The following is a 17,813-nucleotide window of genomic DNA, read 5'->3' as shown; positions in this document are numbered from 1 at the left end:
AACGTTTGCCTGTTGCTTGTTCTGGCTTGAATATATTTGAGAGAAAAGAAAAAAGCCTCAACGTGTGAGGCGAAAGAGTGTGAAAAGACGTCGAACTTGTTAATGGTACTTTTGGCCTCTGCCTTCAACGAAAAATACTTCACAGTCATGGTGTGATGCTAAAGATTGTAATAGGGCTTGGTTAATATGATCAATGCTATTAGAGGCGACGACTGCACTCGCGTTACCTGATTTTATAGCCTTGGTAACGGTTTCTAACTCAGTCATTGATTGCGACGGTTTCATATGAATAATTTTATTACAGCTCACTTTTGATGAAGAGAACTGCTCAAGGTTAGGACGAGGACATTCTGCGGTAAAAAGAATCCATTGTTGGCTATTGGATAAACCAGATAGGCGATACATGATTGAATCGTCAATAATCATTGCTCTTGTTGGTTGGGCAAGGGTATTGAATTTTGAGTATTGATTAGTCTGTTGCTGCAACATTATCCTGTCCTTTTATACATACTGTATGCCTATACAGTAGTTTTATTTTATCCAAGGATCAAGCTAAAACTGACGTTTTAATGAACAAAGTGTGATTTCGATTTGATTAGGAGTGTGTTTTTTATGCAACGAATGGGGTTTAGTAACAGTAGAAAGCGAAAAAGCCACTTTAAGTGGCTTTTGTTAGTCAGAAAATGGTGGTAGCTGTCAGCAGTGAACGCTTTGTCGCTCTAGCTGCCGTTGTTCAGCAATATTAAATTGGCGGACATCCAGTGCTGCAAGATCGTAGCAGTCTTTGCATGAGTTGTTAGACTTACCGTCAATGTAGTTAAGTTGAGTGAGTACGCTAGGTTTTTTACACCAGTCACAAGTACCTTCTGAGCTGAACATTATTTTCTCCCTCTTGTTTGAGTTCGCCATCTATTTTCCAAAAGCATTATGACATATTTCCCCCTTTGAAGTTAAAGTTTTGTTACTTGTGTGAGAGGGGAATCGCTTGCGCAGCTTATTTATGGCGATGTGCGGGAGTTTTACAAATATTGACGAAATGTAACAATTAGTTAACGTTGGTTGGTTTTTTAGTGTGAGTAACGATTATCTTTAGCGCACTGTTAAGTCTTTTCATCTCTTCATCACTCCCACTTAAGTCGGGATGATACAACTTAGATAATTGTTTATAGCGAACTTTAATCTGTTTTTGATCTGGAAGTTTTGTTGCTTTAAAACCGAAAATGGCACATGCGATGGTCAGTTTATCTGCATCTGGTGCTCTTTGATTTGATTGCTGTAACTTTTTAACCTGATGAAACATAGTTTCCAGCTGTCGCTTCTGCTGTTTAATTATTAGTGCTTGATTTTGTGTAGTTTCCTTTAGGATCTGTTTTTGGTTAAGGTCTGTGCTCAGCTTTTTACGTTTACGTCGTTTAACCGTGATTGAAATTAGAACGGCAATAATAATGATGCCGATAACAATAAGAGGGTTGGAATAAGTTTGATCGCTAGGCTTTGGTGATGTAGAAGTTGACTCAACAGTTACATCACTCATTTCAAAAGCAACATCTAGTTGATCCAGGGATGAGACTTGTTGTGCCTTGCGTTGATTGAATTTAGCTTCCAATACTCGGCTATAACCTGATTCTGCCTTTTCACTATTGGGCTGCGCGACAAGATACCAAAGTTCGGCCATGTCGAGGTTCTTTGGCTTTTCTGGGTGTTTCTCATAGATTGTGGCTAATGCTATTTGAGCGTCGATATTGCCTTCAACAGCAAGTTTGGTGAGCCAATACAAAGCTTGGTTAAGGTCAGGTTCTGTTCCGATTCCTTTGAGGTAATGCGTTGCTAACGAAAATTGAGATTGAATATGGTTTTGTTTTGCAGCTTGTTGATACCAGTAAAATGCTTGATTGAGGTCTTCTTCAGCCGAAGATTTTGCGTACGTGTTCGCTAAATCAAATTGAGCGGAAACATTATTTTGCTCAGCTAAAGGTGTGAGATCTGAAATTGTGTTACTGAAGCAAGTAATTGGTAGCAGTAGTACTGGCAGCAATAATAACGTTGAGAACAGCGACTTCAAGATATGCATTTCCTTTGCTAATTAAAGAGTCGGTACTGATGGAAAGTGCCTTAATCCTATAAGGTTAGTTGAGATTAACCACAAGCAGCATAAAACGATGAAGTCACTCTGATATGAAAGCCCTTAGGGTTAGTAGATCGCTTTCATATCAGCTAACTAACGCGATTGTGCTTATCTCAATTTTTTTGGTGCTTGGGCACCATCAATAGGTCGATTTACAGAGAGCTTACGACCTTTCTTTAGCCCAACTTCATAATCAGCAGTTAGGTTTTTCATAGCTTCTTTCAGCTGTTGTTTAAATGTCTCGCGATCAATATTCTCGAACTCTTTATCGATGTAGTTATTGATCTTGTTGTTCGACTCATCATCAGGCGTAATAATGGGTAGTTTCTCTAACGCACCTTCCACCCAACCAGAAACAAACGAGTTCACGCGTCGAGTCACCTCTGCTGAAGCTGTGCCACTGCCAGAGAAGCTATTACGAAACTGACCTGTGTGTTCATTCATCTCGCGGTAAATAATGTCAAAGGCAAAAGCGGCAAAGATTGCTCTGTCGGCTTCGCCAATAAACTCGACCCTTTTAAGGCCCTTGTGATTGAGCAGAACAGCTTCAACGCCAAACTTAGTATTGATTCCTCGAATCACTCGTAACAGTGTAGAGCTAATGTTTGCAGGTAACAGATGAGATGATTGTGTCTTACCCATTTTGATAAATTCGATGTCGTCTTTATCAAGTCCATACTTAAGCATCAAGCTATGTGCCATTTTGATGGCGTTAGCGGCTTCGTTTACGTTTGCTGAGTTACCAAGTTCTAAGCACTTAGCTATTTTCTTTAAAGCTTTTTGTTTATTCATCGATATTTAATAAGGTCGAGGCGATTTTTACAAAGTCAGCCATATTACCTTTTTATGACCAAAAACTGAATATCTCTGATAAGAATACCAATAAGAAATTTCCAAGAGCGGGTTCTTTATGTGGAAAAATAAAACCCCTGACTTAAATCAAGAGCAAAAGCTTGAGTAAAGTAAGGGGTTGCTACTTGTTGAGTATGTAAGCTAGCTACGGGATATGATGTTGTGTTTAGATACCGAGCTCATCTAACAAATCGTTAGCAACATCGCCGTTGTTATCTGCTGGCTTCTCTTTTTTGCTTTTCATATTGTTCTGAGTTGCTTCAAGAATTGAATCAGGGCTCTCGTCTTCAGCTACTTCAAATTCTTCTAACTGAATAAACTCGGTTTTATCCATTGCGAGCTCTAGATAGAATATGTTGTTTTCTGCGGTAGAAAAACTCACTCGTCGTGCTTGAGGGCGATCTAGGTTTGTATCAACCGATAAGATCACTTGTTTGTTTAAGGCGAGCATCTTAGGTTGATTTTGAGTGATGTTGGTTTGCAGCTCTTTGCGGATTTTACTGGTGAAATCACCAACAAGTTGATTCATTAATTCACCAAGTACATCACCCACCTCATCTGAAGTGTGTAGAACGGCCAGTTCTTCTTCAGGCATACCCATGTTACGCATGTAATTGGTATAAACCTCTAATGCAGCTTTAGCCGTAAAGTTGATAACTACCAATCCTGAGAAACCACCATCAAAAAGAACAAAGCAGCCGAAGTCTGGCTTTAAGCTCGTCTTATTGATCTTTTGAACCATTGCTGAGTAAGAGATTTTTGAGTCAGTCGCTGAGGTTAATACACCAGTTACTGATTGGCACAGTTTGAGAAGGATATCCTCAGTGGTTACAATTTTATTTTTTTTCATTATATGTTCACTCTACGTCAAGGCTATTTATTGAATGCATTGCACATTTATAAGCTTAAGTTTTAAAAAAGAAAGCATTAGTTTCATTTTATGATTGAGAATCTGTTTTGATCACGTTTTCAAATGTTGTAAAGTGACGTAATTCAAAAAATATATAATTACAATTACCCATAGCTGATTGGATCAGCGCTGTAGGGGCAGGAAGCACATGTTACCAAGACTTCAATCTCAAACTGATGTCGACCCAGTCGTACTCAGCTACTTAAAAGAACTAAAACATTCTGGTTTCACTGGTGATATTGAATCTCAATATGCCTGTCGATTAGCCGTCTCTACAGACAACAGTGTTTATCAGCAATTACCACAAGCTGTTGTACATCCAAAAACCACTCAAGATGTCTCTCTTATAGGTAAGGTTAGTTCAAAACCTGAATATGAGCGCATTACATTTTCTCCACGTGGTGGTGGTACCGGAACTAATGGGCAATCATTAACCAAAGGTATCGTTGTTGATTTGTCTCGCTACATGAATAAGGTACTAGAGGTAAATCAAGCAGAGGGCTGGGTCAGAGTTCAAACAGGTATCATTAAAGATCAGTTAAATGATGCTGTTCGTCCGTTTGGATATTTCTTTTCTCCCGAACTATCAACGAGTAATCGTGCCACCCTTGGCGGCATGGTGAATACGGATGCATCAGGGCAGGGATCGTTGAAATACGGTAAGACTTCTGATCATGTGTTGTCTCTTCAAGCTGTGTTCAGCGATGGTAGTTTACTTGAATCTGATCTTTCCCTTGGTAAACCAGACATTGAAACTCAAGCGTCGCTAGCTTTAGAGGCTACTGAAAAAGTCTGCCGAGACAATCGCGAACAAATATTGGATAAGTTTCCAGCATTAAATCGATTTCTAACGGGATACGATTTAAAGAATGCGATCGACGATAATGACCAGTTTAATTTTACTCGTGTACTTTGTGGTTCAGAGGGCTCTTTGGCGTTTATTACCGAAGCTAAGTTAAACCTTACCCCAATCCCTAAAGCACGTACTTTGGTGAACGTTAAGTATTCGAGTTTTGATGCGGCACTACGCAACGCTCCCTTTATGGTTGAAGCTAATGCACTGTCGGTTGAAACGATTGATTCCCGAGTTCTAAACCTCGCAAAACAAGATATTGTTTGGCATACCGTCAGTGATCTATTACGTGATGTACCAAATAAAGAGATGCTTGGCATTAATATCATTGAATTTGCGGGGAATGATGTAGAAAACGTTGCCTCTCAAGTCAAAGCGTTAACCGAACAGATTGAAAGCATGATGCTTAATGGCGAAGCCGGAATCATCGGCTTCCAGACGTGCAGTGATATTGGCAGTATCGGTAAGATATACAACATGCGTAAGAAGGCTGTGGGTCTTCTTGGGGCAGTAAAAGGTAAAGCTAAGCCGGTCGCTTTTGCTGAAGATACCTGTGTGCCTCCCGAAAATTTAGCTGACTTTATTGCTGAGTTTCGTCAGTTGTTGGATGAGAAAGAGCTTAATTACGGCATGTTTGGCCATGTCGATGCGGGAGTACTACATGTTAGACCCGCATTAGATTTGTGCGATCCAGAACAAGAACGCTTGATGCATCAAATATCCGATCAGGTTGTTCAGCTTGTGGCCAAATATGGCGGCTTGATGTGGGGTGAACACGGGAAAGGCTATCGGTCTGAATATGGTCCTGAGTTTTTTGGAGAGGCGCTCTTTAATGAACTTCGCCGGGTAAAGAAAGCGTGTGATCCGCTTAATAAAATGAACCCTGGTAAGGTTTGTACACCACTAGATAGTAACGCTGAGCTTGTAAAGGTGTCTGACACTAAGCGTGGGTACTATGACCGCCAAATTGATGTAGAAGTGCGAGACAGTTTCAAACAGGCGATGGAATGTAACGGTAACGGCTTGTGCTTTAACTACGATACTGCTTCACCAATGTGTCCTTCGATGAAGGTGACGGCAGACAGACGCCATTCGCCAAAAGGGCGTGCAGGTTTAGTTAGAGAATGGTTGCGCCAATTGACAGAGCAGGGCATCGATATTCTCGATGTAGAGCAGAAAACTTTATCTGGTAGCCTAAGTGTTAAGTCGCTGATTGAACGTGTGCGAAATAGAGTTAATCAGCGCCATGAATATGATTTCTCTCACGAAGTTTATGAAGCGATGAACGGTTGCTTGGCATGCAAAGCATGTGCAAGCCAATGCCCAATTAAAGTGGATGTACCAAGTTTTAGATCTCGTTTCTTAAATCTGTACCACACACGTTATCAGCGCCCGGCTAAAGATTACTTGGTTGCCAATATCGAAACTATGTTACCTCTTATGGCAAAAGCGCCAAAAGTGGTCAATGCGGTTATCAACCTTCCACTAGTCAAAACGATCACTGAGAAAAGCGTTGGTTATGTCGACACGCCATTGATGTCAGTGCCAACGCTCGCTTCAAGGTTCGAGAAATCTCATAAGTTCGATTTACAGCGCTTAGCTGGTCTATCAAAGCAAGAGAAAAGTAATCATGTTTTGATTGTCCAAGACCCATTCACCAGCTACTACGACGCTGAAGTCGTGGCTGATTTTATTACCTTAGTTTCAAAGTTAGGTAAGACACCTGTGTTATTACCATTTAAACCTAATGGTAAAGCGCAACATATCAAAGGTTTCTTACAGCAGTTTGCTTCTAATGCTAAAAACACCGCAACATTTTTATCGTTGGTGGCCGATCTAGGCATTCCGCTTGTTGGTGTCGACCCTGCCTTGGTGCTTTGCTACCGAGATGAATATACCGAAGTTTTGGGTAAAGAACGCGGCGATTTTGATGTATTGACGGTTCACGAATGGCTATTGCCACGTTTAGCTGATATTCAAAGTCAGTCTTCTTCGACGACCCAACCTTGGTACTTGCTTGCTCACTGTACTGAAAAGACCAAAATGCCTAATGCTGAAAAAGAGTGGGGTGAAATTTTCACTCACTTTGGCAGTGTACTAAATACTGTACCTGTAGGTTGCTGTGGTATGGCTGGCACGTTCGGGCACGAGAAAGACAAGCTCGAGATGTCGAAAGATATCTATGAGTTAAGCTGGAAACCAAGGCTTCAAGATCTTCCTTCGGATAGATGTTTGGTTACGGGTTATTCATGTCGAAGCCAAGTAAAGCGCTTTGAACAAGAAAAAGTGAAGCATCCATTACAAGCTTTGCTAGAAATAGTATAAAGATCTAGCGCTTGATGTTTAAGTGAATAGGTAAATAGTTAGATAGACAATTAGCCCAGATGAAAATTCTGGGCTATTTTTATTGAGCGTAAATAACCCCAATGCTTAGTTTCGTGAATTGGATATAGAGAGCAATAAATGAATAAATTTGAGCTAAAAATCCCACCTGTAGCCGTATTTTTAATTGTGGCTTTAATGATGAGTTACATGAAGAAAAGCATGTTGTTTGCTCATGTCTATCTTCCTCTAGCATGGGTCGTGTTTTTATCTTGTTTCATTATTGCTACGGTAATCGCTTTATCCGGTGTACGAGAGTTTCGCCGCGCTCAAACCACAGTGAACCCTGTGAAGCCAGAAACCGCTTCTTCTATCGTGGACAGCGGTATCTTTTCTTATACTCGAAACCCGATGTATTTGGGATTGTTTATCTTTCTATTTGGCATCGGTTATTGGCAACAGAACTGGATAAGCTTAGCGATGAGCTATAGCTTTGTACTGTATATGAATCATTTTCAAATTAAGCCCGAAGAGAGAGCGCTAGAAAAGATTTTTGGTGCAGAGTATATGGATTATAAGCAGCGGGTTAGGCGATGGGTTTAGTTCAATTGAGTTAGTCGCTGAAACAAAACACCCGCCAATTGGCGGGTGTTTTTAATTCTATGTTTTTACGAGCTTAAGCAGCCGCTGCAAACTGTGCTAAGAACATCTCTTTGCGCTCGTTGAAGCGGTTTACAAGATCATCGACTGACTCTTGAACGTATGGTTTTAGTCCGCTTGCGACCATGCGCTTAACGCCTTTTCCGACAACAATACCATCTTCTTTAAAGTCGAAGTTAAGGGTTACGATACCGCGCTTGCCATCGACATCGAAAGTTGCGCCAGTGTAGTCAACTTCTGGGTGAGTTAAATCTAATCGGTCAAATTCAACTTCCATGCTCTCGTAGATCACTAATGGACGTTGGCAGTTGATCATCATCTGCTTCTCTTCCATTAACGGCACCATAATATGCGGGAAGTTCATGCCAGAGAATTGAACGTAATTTTTTACGACATGTTCGATAAATGCAGCGTTATGGCTAACGTCACCTTCGCGGCTCATATGAAGGTACTCTTTTCCCTTCTCATCAACCAATGCGCTCTCTTTATCGCATTTGTTTTCAACGCTCAATTCGATGCCATCGTTCACCATGCCTGAGAAATCAAAACGCATTTTTTTGCTGATGCCTTCTTTTTGTAGCAATACTGCAAAAAGGAGATCGCCAGGAACACAAAAACGTTTGTTGTCTTCATCGTGAAGTGGATTAAAGTCACCCGCTACTTTTTTTGCAAAGTGGCTTGCTTGCTCACGTGTGAATTTGAATTGATGGTCTTGAGTTGAAACAAAAGGAGTCAGAAACATAATCTACAACTGGTAGTAAAAACTGACGCGGATTATATAGGAAAATAGGAATTATAATGGTCCATCCAGTCTGCTTTTGATTTAAATCAAACAGTTAAAAGAAAAGGCTCACTGATTATGAGCCTTTTTTGTGAGTTAGTTATGGGTGCTAACTAACAGATAGGCGCAGTGAATTAATAACTGATAAATAAGTGCTCTGGCACTAAGTGGTTATGAACAGCAAGCTTGAGCAGTGAGTTTGCTTGTTCAATATCGGGTGCGAAGTAGCGGTCTTTGTCATAGAACGAGACTTTCTCGCGCAATATCGCCTTAGCTTCTTCAACGCGTGGCGAAGATTTTAGAGGTGCTCTAAAATCCAAACCTTGTGCTGCTGATAGATACTCCACTGCCAGGATTCCACGCGTGTTTTCAGCCATATATTTGAGCCTTCTCGCTGCAAAGGTCGCCATCGAGACATGGTCTTCTTGGTTCGCTGACGTTGGTAGGCTATCGATAGACGCAGGGTGGGCGAGTGTCTTGTTTTCACTAGCCAGTGCAGCGGCTGTTACTTGGGCAATCATGAACCCTGAGTTAACACCGCCGTTGTCAACTAAGAATGGTGGTAGCTTACTTAGCGCACTGTCGATAAGTAGAGCCATTCGTCTTTCAGACAAACTGCCTATTTCAGCAATCGCTAGCGCTAGGTTATCGGCTGCCATGGCTACTGGTTCAGCGTGGAAGTTACCACCTGAAATGATATCTCCATCTTCAGCAAAGACTAATGGGTTATCGGATACCGAGTTAGCTTCGACTTCAAGCGTTGAAGCCGAGTGACGGATTTGCTGTAAACATGCCCCCATAACTTGAGGTTGGCAACGTAAAGAGTAAGGGTCTTGTACTTTTTCACAAGCCGTGTGTGATTCTCCCACTTCGCTGTTGTTATCTAATATATGTCGGTATGCTTCAGCTGCGTCCATTTGAGTCCTATGTCCACGCACGCGGTGGATACGAGGATCGAATGGACGTCGACTACCTAATGCTGCTTCAACCGTCATTGAGCCGCATACAGTCGCTGAGGCGAACAAATCTTCTGCTACAAACAGACCTTCAAGAGCAAAGGCTGTTGAAGCTTGAGTGCCATTAAGGAGCGCAAGCCCTTCTTTAGGAGCTAATGTGATAGGGGATAGCCCTGCGATACTCAGTGCTTCAAGGCCTGATATGATCTTGCCGTTATGTCTTGCTTCGCCTTCACCGAGCAATACCGTGCTCATGTGTGCAAGAGGAGCCAAATCCCCTGATGCCCCAACCGAGCCTTTTTGTGGAACACAAGGATAAACCTGTGCATTCACAAGCTCGACTAACGCATTTATTACAGAAAGGCGAATACCAGAGTAGCCACGTGCAAGGCTATTAATCTTAAGCACCATCATCAAACGAACCGTTTCGTCTGACATTAGCTTCCCGATGCCTGCAGCATGTGAAAGAACGATACTTCTTTGTAGCGTTTCGAGATCTTCAGGAGCGATACGCGTATTGGCGAGCAAACCAAAGCCAGTGTTGATGCCATAGACCGTACGATCTTCTTCAATAACTTGATTTACAACTCGGGTGCTTGCTTCGATTCCTTCAATGGCATCGGGGTTTAGAGCAAGGTTCACCGGAGTACGGCTGACTTGACGAAGCTCTTTTAAGCTAATCTGCCCAGGCTGTAGCAATAAGTTTAACATCTTCATAAATCCTTTAATTAATCTCTATTGTGTCGTTGTCGATTGAATACGATTAATCGACAACGATAGATAGTCGTTTGTAGTTCTCCTCTGTAGAGAGCTACCGATTTAGCAAAATCTGCTTATTTAAGCTTTCTAAGTTCTTCGTTAAGCATTGGTAAATCCAGCCCTTGTTCTGCGGCACATTGCTTCGCGATATCGTAACCGGCATCCGCGTGGCGCATAACACCGGTTGCTGGATCGTTATGTAAAACGCGAGCAATTCGCTCAGAAGCATCGTCACTACCATCACAACAAATAACCATTCCGGAGTGTTGTGAGAAGCCCATACCGACGCCGCCACCATGGTGTAGCGATACCCATGTTGCACCGCCTGCTGTATTAAGAAGTGCGTTCATTAATGGCCAATCAGAAACCGCGTCAGATCCATCCATCATGCCTTCAGTTTCTCTGTTTGGGCTAGCCACTGAGCCTGAGTCTAGGTGGTCTCGTCCGATAACTACGGGTGCTTTTAGTTCACCATTTTTGACCATTTCATTAAATGCTTGGCCTAAGCGTTCGCGATCTTTTAAACCAACCCAACAGATACGGGCAGGCAGTCCTTGGAATTGAATACGCTCTCGTGCCATATCCAACCAGTTATGAAGTTGAGGGTTATCAGGGATAAGCTCTTTTACTTTTTGGTCAGTTTTGTAGATATCCTCTGGATCACCAGATAGTGCAGCCCAACGGAACGGACCGATGCCTTCACAGAATAAAGGTCGGATGTAGGCAGGAACAAACCCGGGGAAATCAAAGGCATTTTCTACGCCTTCTTCAAGTGCCATTTGACGGATGTTATTACCGTAATCAAGTGTTGCCGCTCCACGTTTTTGTAGGTCGAGCATCGCCTGAACTTGAATCGCCATAGACTGCTTCGCTGCTTTGACGACTTTTGCTTCATCTTCCAGTCTCACTGAAGCTGCGTGTTCCATGCTCCAGCCTTGCGGAAGGTAACCATTTAAGGGGTCATGAGCCGACGTTTGATCGGTAACAACATCTGGGGTGATGTTTCGTTCAACTAATTCAGGGAATACATCGGCAGCGTTACCAAGTAGTCCAACAGAAATAGGAGTGTCAGACTCGTAGATCATAGCCAGTGCTTCATCAACGCTGGTGGCCTTTTTATCGACATAGCCTGTGCGAAGTCGGTAATCGATTCTTGATTCATCGCACTCAACCGCAATCATTGAGAATCCAGCCATTGTTCCCGCTAGAGGTTGAGCACCACCCATACCGCCAAGACCGCCAGTTAGAATCCAGCGGTTTTTAGCATCTCCATTGAAGTGCTTCTTGGCTATGGAAACGAAGGTTTCGTATGTTCCTTGAACGATGCCTTGTGAGCCAATGTAGATCCAGCTACCCGCCGTCATTTGGCCATACATCATCAAACCTTGCTTATCGAGCTCGTTAAAGTGTTCCCAGTTCGCCCAGTGAGGGACAAGGTTAGAGTTAGCAATAAGTACTCTTGGTGCGTTCTTATGTGTTGGAAATACGCCAACAGGTTTACCTGACTGTACCAGTAACGTTTGGTCATCTTCGAGTCTCTCTAGTACTTCGACGATCTTGTCATAACACTCCCAGTTTCGGGCTGCTCGGCCAATACCACCATAGACGACTAAAGCGTGAGGGTGCTCTGCAACATCAGGGTCAAGGTTGTTCATTAACATACGAAGTGGTGCTTCGGTTAGCCATGATTTTGCACGAAGTTGTGTGCCGTGAGGGGCACGAATAGTTCGAGATGTGTCGAGACGCTTATCTACAGTCTGGCGTTCCGTCATGTTGAGGCTCCTTTATAATAGGTTGTAGGGTTATTATGGTTTTATACGTTATTGGTTTGTTCTGTGGTCTTTGAAACTAGTTACTAGTAATTACTCAGTCTGCTTGGAAGAGACATGATCAGCCATGGCATTAGCGATATCCCAGCAGAGTCGGGCAGCCAGTCTAGCGGTTTGGCTATCGACATCATAAGTTGGGTTATATTCCGCTATATCGGCAATCATCAGCTTATTTTGGTAATGAAGAATTCGGTCTAGAAACATAGCTAATGTTTCGTAACTTACTCCTCTAGCCGCTGGTGCACTAACCCCTGGAGCCGTTGAAGCAGGAAAAACATCTAGGTCGATGGTTAGGTACAGATAGTCACAATTGTCGATAAAGTGTTGAAGTTGAGTAAGGTGATAAATATGGTTCATGTGAGATAATTGTTTATCCTCCACATACCAAACCCCAAGTTCATCCGCGGTTTTAAACAGCGCTGTTGTATTACTAGCGCGGCTTACTCCTAAGCAGGCATAATGGAAATCCCATTCATTTTTCTGACAATACTTGTGAATCTGATTAAAGGGTGTACCAGAGCTGGGCTTGATATCGGCATGATCACTTTCAAAAGCGCGTAAATCGAAATGGGCGTCGAAGTTTATGATTCCGATTTTAGGCTTAGAATCTGGTTTGGTATTTTGGAAGTAACGCGCCAAACCTGAAAACGATGCCCATGCAATTTCATGGCCACCACCAAGGGTGATTACTGGTGTATGTTCTAGTGCCTCTGTAATCACTTCAGCGGCTTGTTCTTGGCTCTCTTCAAGCAAATCATCTTCACAAATGACATTACCCAGATCAACGATCGACACTTGTTTATGCCACGCCATATTTGCGAGTGCTCTGCGAATAAGATCGGGTGCTTTTTTAGCCCCAATTCGTCCTTTATTTCGAGCAACGCCCGAATCGGTAGCGAAGCCAAGAATACTTATCGTATTTTTAACCGCGTGAAGCTCGCATGCTTGCTTTTGTTTGATGACATGATGAACTCGCTTTCCTAATTCTCCATCCTCGCCATCGTGTCTGCCTTGCCAATGGAAATCTTGATTAGTCACAGTGTGTGATTTTTTGTTCGCAGATTGCTCAGTCGTTTTATTTACCAATGTCATAACAGCTGCCTCCGTCTTTACTTAGTACGCCATCAACGATGCGAGCAGCTAAACGAGGAATACCAACTTGATAACTGAGATCCGCTGGATGAGATATATCCCATATTGCTAGATCGGCATCGAAACCTACTTCAATTTGACCTCGAGTCGTACTATGGCCTATCGCTTTTGCTGCATTACAGGTTACTCCTCGTAATGCTTCCTCTGGTGTTAGGCCGAATAACGTACAACTCATATTCATCATCATAGTCAAGTCAGCGAAAGGGGAGGTGCCTGGATTGAAATCAGTGGCAATTGCCATTGGAACGTTGTGTTGACGGAGCAATTCGATGGGCGGACGTTGTGTTTCACGTAGGAAATAAAAAGCGCCGGGAAGAAGTGTCGCGACCGTATTTGATTGGGCAAGTGCTGCAACCCCTTTTTCATCAAGATATTCAATATGATCAACCGATAGGCCATTAAAGGCGGCCGTAAGGGCACTACCACCAAGGTTCGAAAGTTGTTCTGTATGCCCCTTTACATGAAGACCATACTGCTTAGCAGCACGGAATACTTTTTCTGTTTGAGCCAAGTTGAATCCAATGGATTCACAAAATACATCGACAGACGAAGCTAAATTTTCTTCCGCAACAAGTGGAATGATCTCTTCGCATATTAAATCAATGTAGCGATCTGGGTTGTCTTTGTATTCTGGAGGTGTCGTATGCGCTGCTAGTAAAGTGGTTTCGACTTTAACATGCATGTGATGTTCAAGTGCTTTGGCGGCGCGTAACATTTTGATTTCATCATCGAGCGTTAAGCCGTAGCCGGATTTTATTTCAACGGATGTAACACCTGTATTCGTGAGGCCAATGAGGCGGTGCAGTGCTAATTCAGTTAACTGTTCAACAGTTGCATTACGAGTGGCATGAACGGTTGATAAAATGCCGCCACCTTGTTTCGCTATTTCAGTGTAGTGAACACCATTTAGGCGCATTTCAAATTCATTGGATCGATTTCCTGCGAAAACTAAATGGGTATGGCAGTCAATTAATCCCGGAGTAACAAGTCTATTTTTACAGTCATAAACACGGCGCTGTGGAGCTTCTTCTTTGCAGGTTAACTCACTATTTGAAATGGAAACTATCTTACCGGCTTTCAGTTGTACTGTTTTAGGAGAGCTTATTTGGTAACCCATCGCACCGGGCGTCATTGTGACTAAACAAGCATTGATAAGAGTAAGTTCGCTAACCGAATTCATGTGTTGCCCTAACTGATACTTTAAATGTATATACAATTAATAGTTCAAGATGAACATCAGAGCAAGAGTCATGTTATGAAAATGTGATCGGAAAGAAGTCGAAAATGCTTCAGTCTAGAAGAACTTTAGAGCTTAATTTGTATTTAGAGGCTGGATGGTAGAGTAATGCTGTACTAATGAGGTTCTCTTTACTCCATGTTCGTCTGTTAAGAAGTAGGCATGGTTCACTGTTGCTCATAGACAACGCTACACGTACCTCCTCTTCAGCCATAACAGCTTCAACGGTATGTTCAATGGCACTGAGGGGACAGTTATCAGAAAGGTACTGATTAGGTGTCATTGCTGAAAAATCTTGTAGAAGATAATTAGGGGCGTAGATTGGGTTTACCCAACGTAATTCCAATTGAATTGGCACGTCACCTTCAAAGTGGATGATTTTACTAAAGAAAACTTCTTTCCCAAGCATGATGCCTAATTGAGTAGCAATTCTGTCGTCTGCGTTTATTGAAATCTGAGCAATAACATCATTACGATATTGTTTACCTCTTTGTTCAACTTCTTCAGCGATATTTCGAATATCAAGAAGGGGGGACTGAGCTTTCTCTGGAACGCTACAAACGAAAGTCCCGGTGCGGGGTTTCCGCTGCAGCTTTCCTTCATTGACTAAATCTCGGATCGCTTTATTTACCGTCATACGGCTGACATCAAACTGCTTGGTTAGCTCAATTTCAGTAGTGATTCGATGCCCAACGGGCCACTGCCCCGAGTCAATTTTATCGCGAATATAGTGTTTAATCTGGATGTATAACGGAGAAGCAGGCATAAAAACACTCTAATTAATTGACTATACAAATAGTGAGTTAATTAGTAAGGGATTGCAACTGTCGTTAAGATATTTATGATGCTTAACAAGAGATTGTTACCGTTATAGTAACACCATCGCTAAACTGGTTTGGTCGTATCTACTCGAACCATCAAATAGATTAAGAATAATGAGAAATGAATATGTCTTACCCTACAGAAATGACCTTTTTTGAAAGGTTTGAAAAAGATATTTTATCTGGCGCGAAAACGATCACGATTCGTGATGAAAGTGAGAGCGATTATAAGGTTGGCGCTGTCGTCGATGTAAACACCCTCGAAGAGGGTCGGTGGTTCTGTAAGCTAAAAATTGATTCTGTAGAACCTATATTGTTTAGTCAGCTAACAGACTTTCATGCTGAACAAGAAAACATGACTCTAGAAGTGCTCAAAGGCGTCATCAATGATATTTATCCGGGTGTTGAACAGTTGTATGTTATTAGCTACCAATTAGCTAAGTAGTAATCGCTAGTCGATAACGCTAATTCAAACCGATAGCACTAAAAAAGCCGAACTGTATTGAAACAAGATCGGCTTTTTAATTAGCTAACTATGATTAATTACATTAGTAATTAATCACGCTTCCAAAGCATATGACAAAACTTATTTTCTGGATCGCGGCTAACAAGCATACGAGCGAATACGTCGTCTAGAACGTCACTCTCTTCGTTAACTAGACCAATACGAATCTCAGCAAAGACCTCTTTGTCGACGTCAAAGCCAACGTGTTGTCCCCAGTCATCACCAGTTTCTACAAGCTCGGCTGCACCACGATCTTCAAACTGAGCGGTGAACAGTATTACGTCCGCAGGTTCTAGGTTGTCAGGTGCCATTTCTAAGAAAATGTCGTAAGCAACGTCAATAGCATCATCGTACGAAATCAGGTTTTCAGACTCGTTATTTTCAGAAGTCATAATATTATGCTCGGCTCGTGTATTTACGTTCAGCGATGTTGATGATCACGCGATCGCCTGTAGCAATGTATTCTGGAACTTGGATCGTTAGTCCAGTTGCAAAGCGTGCAGGTTTAGTACGAGCAGAAGCAGAAGCGCCTTTAATTGATGGGTCTGTCTCTTCAATGACCATTTCTACCGTTGAAGGTAATTCAAGGCCAGCGACTTTGTCGTTAACAATAACAACGTGCATGCCTTGTGTATCTTCGTTGATGAACATCAGATCATCTTCGATGTCACTTTTGTTGAATGTGTACTGTGTGTAATCTTCATTATCCATAAAGATATACTCATCGCCATCCACGTAAGAAAAGGTTGATTGGCGTTTGTACATCTCTACTGTTTCGATTACTTCGTCAGCCTTTAAACGCTCATCAACACGAGCACCTGTCGCTAGGTCTGTACAGCGCATTTTGTAGATCTTCGTTCCGCCACGGCCACCTGGAGTGGTTACTTCAATTTCTTTAACAAGTAGTGTTTTACCGTTTGATTCAATGGCAAAACCTTTTTTAATTTCACTAGCTCTAGGCATCAGAGGGATCCTTTGTATTTAGATTGCGGCCATTATAACAAGTAACTTAGAAGAAGGAATATCTTGATTGAATTCCTTCTCTGAGCGACCATTGAGTTTGATTCCACTATTGAACATAACTGATACTTTTCATGACTCTTTCTGTTATTGACCCTAAGCAACCGTTTCAAATTGAATACCAAACCGCTATTGACGATCTCGTTAAGTTTTTAAGAGGTGGGCTAGGGCAAAATTTGCATAGCGTCTATTTGTACGGGAGTGTCGCAAGAAAGACGGCAAAGCCAGGTAAGTCGAATATTGATGTCATTGTTGTTACTGAGCGAACATTCAGTGATACAAAAACAACATTATTGAATACGATAAAATGGCGATTTCAACAGAGTTTCCCTCACATTACTGAAGTGTCGATTAAAACGGTCTTGAGCTCTGAAGTCGCGACGTTAGACAGCATATTTTCTTGGGGTTTTCAATTGAAGCACTGTTCAGTGTGTATTTATGGCACTGATTTATCTGAGTGTTTTGGTGATTATGAACCAAGTTGGGAGATTGCTAAGCATTGGAATATGGACGTCGAAGATTGGGTCGCGGTATATAGAAACAAGATAGCCCGTTCAAGTTCTGCACAAGAGCAGATCAAAGCGCAGAACATCATCGCTAAAAAACTGCTGCGCGCTAGTCACTCACTCGTTATGTATCGTGACAAAATGTGGTTTGATGACCCCGTAAAGTGCGGTGAGCAATTTCTACGTTTTTATCCAGAAAGAACGGTTGATATTGAGAGGCTTAATATATTACTTAGCGATAGGATAATTCCTAAACGCTCAGTCGTTGGGATATTAGACAGTTTTGGGAATTGGCTGGTGGACCAATATAAAAAAACTGAATTTAGAATTGGCTAACAGTCGGCTTTAAAGGGCGCTCCACTTGGCGTTTATGTTGAGAGCGTTGCAATATTATTGCGTACAAAATCACACTTAGTCACTATATGGGAACATCGGATTGTCTTAATCTTGATATTCCACGCAAATATATTGAGTAAAAATAGATAGTTCGTTACTGTGTCACCGATTTCAATAGAAACCAAGTGC

17 protein-coding genes are annotated in these 17,813 nt (G+C 42.1%); 4 read left to right on the top strand and 13 right to left on the bottom strand.

Annotation, left to right across the window (positions count from 1 at the left end; all coding sequences use genetic code 11):
• Positions 1–99 precede the first annotated feature (99 nt).
• From L4C54_RS20425 to L4C54_RS20405, 5 genes are all read right to left on the bottom strand, one after another.
• Positions 100–489, bottom strand: coding sequence for a hypothetical protein (locus L4C54_RS20425; protein ID WP_428803336.1), 390 nt, complete (start codon positions 487–489; stop codon positions 100–102).
• Positions 490–696: 207 nt separating this feature from the next.
• On the bottom strand, positions 697–879 hold the full coding sequence (locus tag L4C54_RS20420) for a hypothetical protein (RefSeq protein ID WP_428803337.1): 183 nt from the start codon (positions 877–879) through the stop codon (positions 697–699).
• A gap of 166 nt (positions 880–1,045) precedes the next feature.
• A complete protein-coding gene (locus L4C54_RS20415; protein ID WP_428809595.1) occupies positions 1,046–2,071 on the bottom strand; it encodes a J domain-containing protein in 1,026 nt (341 codons plus the stop codon).
• A 162-nt stretch (positions 2,072–2,233) separates the two neighbouring features.
• Positions 2,234–2,917 (bottom strand): DUF2786 domain-containing protein, encoded by a 684-nt coding sequence (locus tag L4C54_RS20410; protein WP_428803339.1) that lies wholly within the window; start codon positions 2,915–2,917, stop codon positions 2,234–2,236.
• A 226-nt stretch (positions 2,918–3,143) separates the two neighbouring features.
• Positions 3,144–3,827, bottom strand: coding sequence for a DUF3334 family protein (locus L4C54_RS20405; protein ID WP_428803340.1), 684 nt, complete (start codon positions 3,825–3,827; stop codon positions 3,144–3,146).
• Between the two features lie 208 nt (positions 3,828–4,035).
• Here L4C54_RS20405 and ydiJ point away from each other — a divergent pair, with 208 nt between their 5' ends.
• The gene (gene ydiJ / locus L4C54_RS20400; RefSeq protein ID WP_428809594.1) at positions 4,036–7,065 is read left to right on the top strand and encodes a D-2-hydroxyglutarate dehydrogenase YdiJ; all 3,030 of its coding nucleotides are present in this window, start codon (positions 4,036–4,038) and stop codon (positions 7,063–7,065) included.
• Between the two features lie 138 nt (positions 7,066–7,203).
• Positions 7,204–7,665, top strand: coding sequence for a methyltransferase family protein (locus L4C54_RS20395; protein WP_428809593.1), 462 nt, complete (start codon positions 7,204–7,206; stop codon positions 7,663–7,665).
• Between the two features lie 73 nt (positions 7,666–7,738).
• On the opposite strand, the gene L4C54_RS20390 is transcribed toward L4C54_RS20395, so the two are convergent.
• The 6 genes from L4C54_RS20390 to hutC form a co-directional block, all read right to left on the bottom strand.
• Complete coding sequence (locus tag L4C54_RS20390) at positions 7,739–8,464, bottom strand: DUF3581 domain-containing protein (RefSeq protein ID WP_428809592.1); 726 nt, start codon at positions 8,462–8,464, stop codon at positions 7,739–7,741.
• A gap of 173 nt (positions 8,465–8,637) precedes the next feature.
• A complete protein-coding gene (gene hutH / locus L4C54_RS20385; protein WP_428809591.1) occupies positions 8,638–10,170 on the bottom strand; it encodes a histidine ammonia-lyase in 1,533 nt (510 codons plus the stop codon).
• A 122-nt stretch (positions 10,171–10,292) separates the two neighbouring features.
• Positions 10,293–11,990 carry a urocanate hydratase gene (hutU, locus tag L4C54_RS20380; protein ID WP_428809590.1) on the bottom strand — a complete coding sequence of 566 codons (1,698 nt, stop codon included), beginning with the start codon at positions 11,988–11,990 and terminating at the stop codon, positions 10,293–10,295.
• A 90-nt stretch (positions 11,991–12,080) separates the two neighbouring features.
• Complete coding sequence (hutG, locus tag L4C54_RS20375; protein ID WP_428803346.1) at positions 12,081–13,139, bottom strand: formimidoylglutamase; 1,059 nt, start codon at positions 13,137–13,139, stop codon at positions 12,081–12,083.
• On the bottom strand, positions 13,123–14,379 hold the full coding sequence (gene hutI / locus L4C54_RS20370; RefSeq protein WP_428809589.1) for an imidazolonepropionase: 1,257 nt from the start codon (positions 14,377–14,379) through the stop codon (positions 13,123–13,125). Before hutI ends, hutG begins: the two co-directional genes overlap by 17 nt.
• 109 nt (positions 14,380–14,488) lie before the next feature.
• Positions 14,489–15,202: a histidine utilization transcriptional repressor HutC gene (hutC, locus tag L4C54_RS20365; protein WP_428803348.1), complete on the bottom strand. Its 714-nt coding sequence runs from the start codon at positions 15,200–15,202 to the stop codon at positions 14,489–14,491.
• Positions 15,203–15,384: 182 nt separating this feature from the next.
• Between hutC and yqfB the strand changes: the two genes are divergently transcribed.
• The gene (gene yqfB, locus L4C54_RS20360; RefSeq protein ID WP_428809588.1) at positions 15,385–15,702 is read left to right on the top strand and encodes a N(4)-acetylcytidine aminohydrolase; all 318 of its coding nucleotides are present in this window, start codon (positions 15,385–15,387) and stop codon (positions 15,700–15,702) included.
• Positions 15,703–15,812: 110 nt separating this feature from the next.
• On the opposite strand, the gene L4C54_RS20355 is transcribed toward yqfB, so the two are convergent.
• Entirely contained in the window at positions 15,813–16,154 is a 342-nt protein-coding gene (locus tag L4C54_RS20355; protein WP_428809587.1) for an HI1450 family dsDNA-mimic protein, read from the bottom strand.
• A gap of 4 nt (positions 16,155–16,158) precedes the next feature.
• Entirely contained in the window at positions 16,159–16,725 is a 567-nt protein-coding gene (gene efpL, locus L4C54_RS20350; RefSeq protein WP_428803351.1) for an elongation factor P-like protein EfpL, read from the bottom strand.
• Positions 16,726–16,856: 131 nt separating this feature from the next.
• Between efpL and L4C54_RS20345 the strand changes: the two genes are divergently transcribed.
• The gene (locus L4C54_RS20345; protein ID WP_428809586.1) at positions 16,857–17,624 is read left to right on the top strand and encodes a nucleotidyltransferase domain-containing protein; all 768 of its coding nucleotides are present in this window, start codon (positions 16,857–16,859) and stop codon (positions 17,622–17,624) included.
• Positions 17,625–17,813: the final 189 nt, after the last annotated feature.

The organism is Vibrio lamellibrachiae (genome assembly GCF_050337265.1).
Classification (GTDB): Bacteria; Pseudomonadota; Gammaproteobacteria; order Enterobacterales; family Vibrionaceae; genus Vibrio; species Vibrio kyushuensis.
This window is presented reverse-complemented; position numbering and strand designations above follow the sequence as displayed.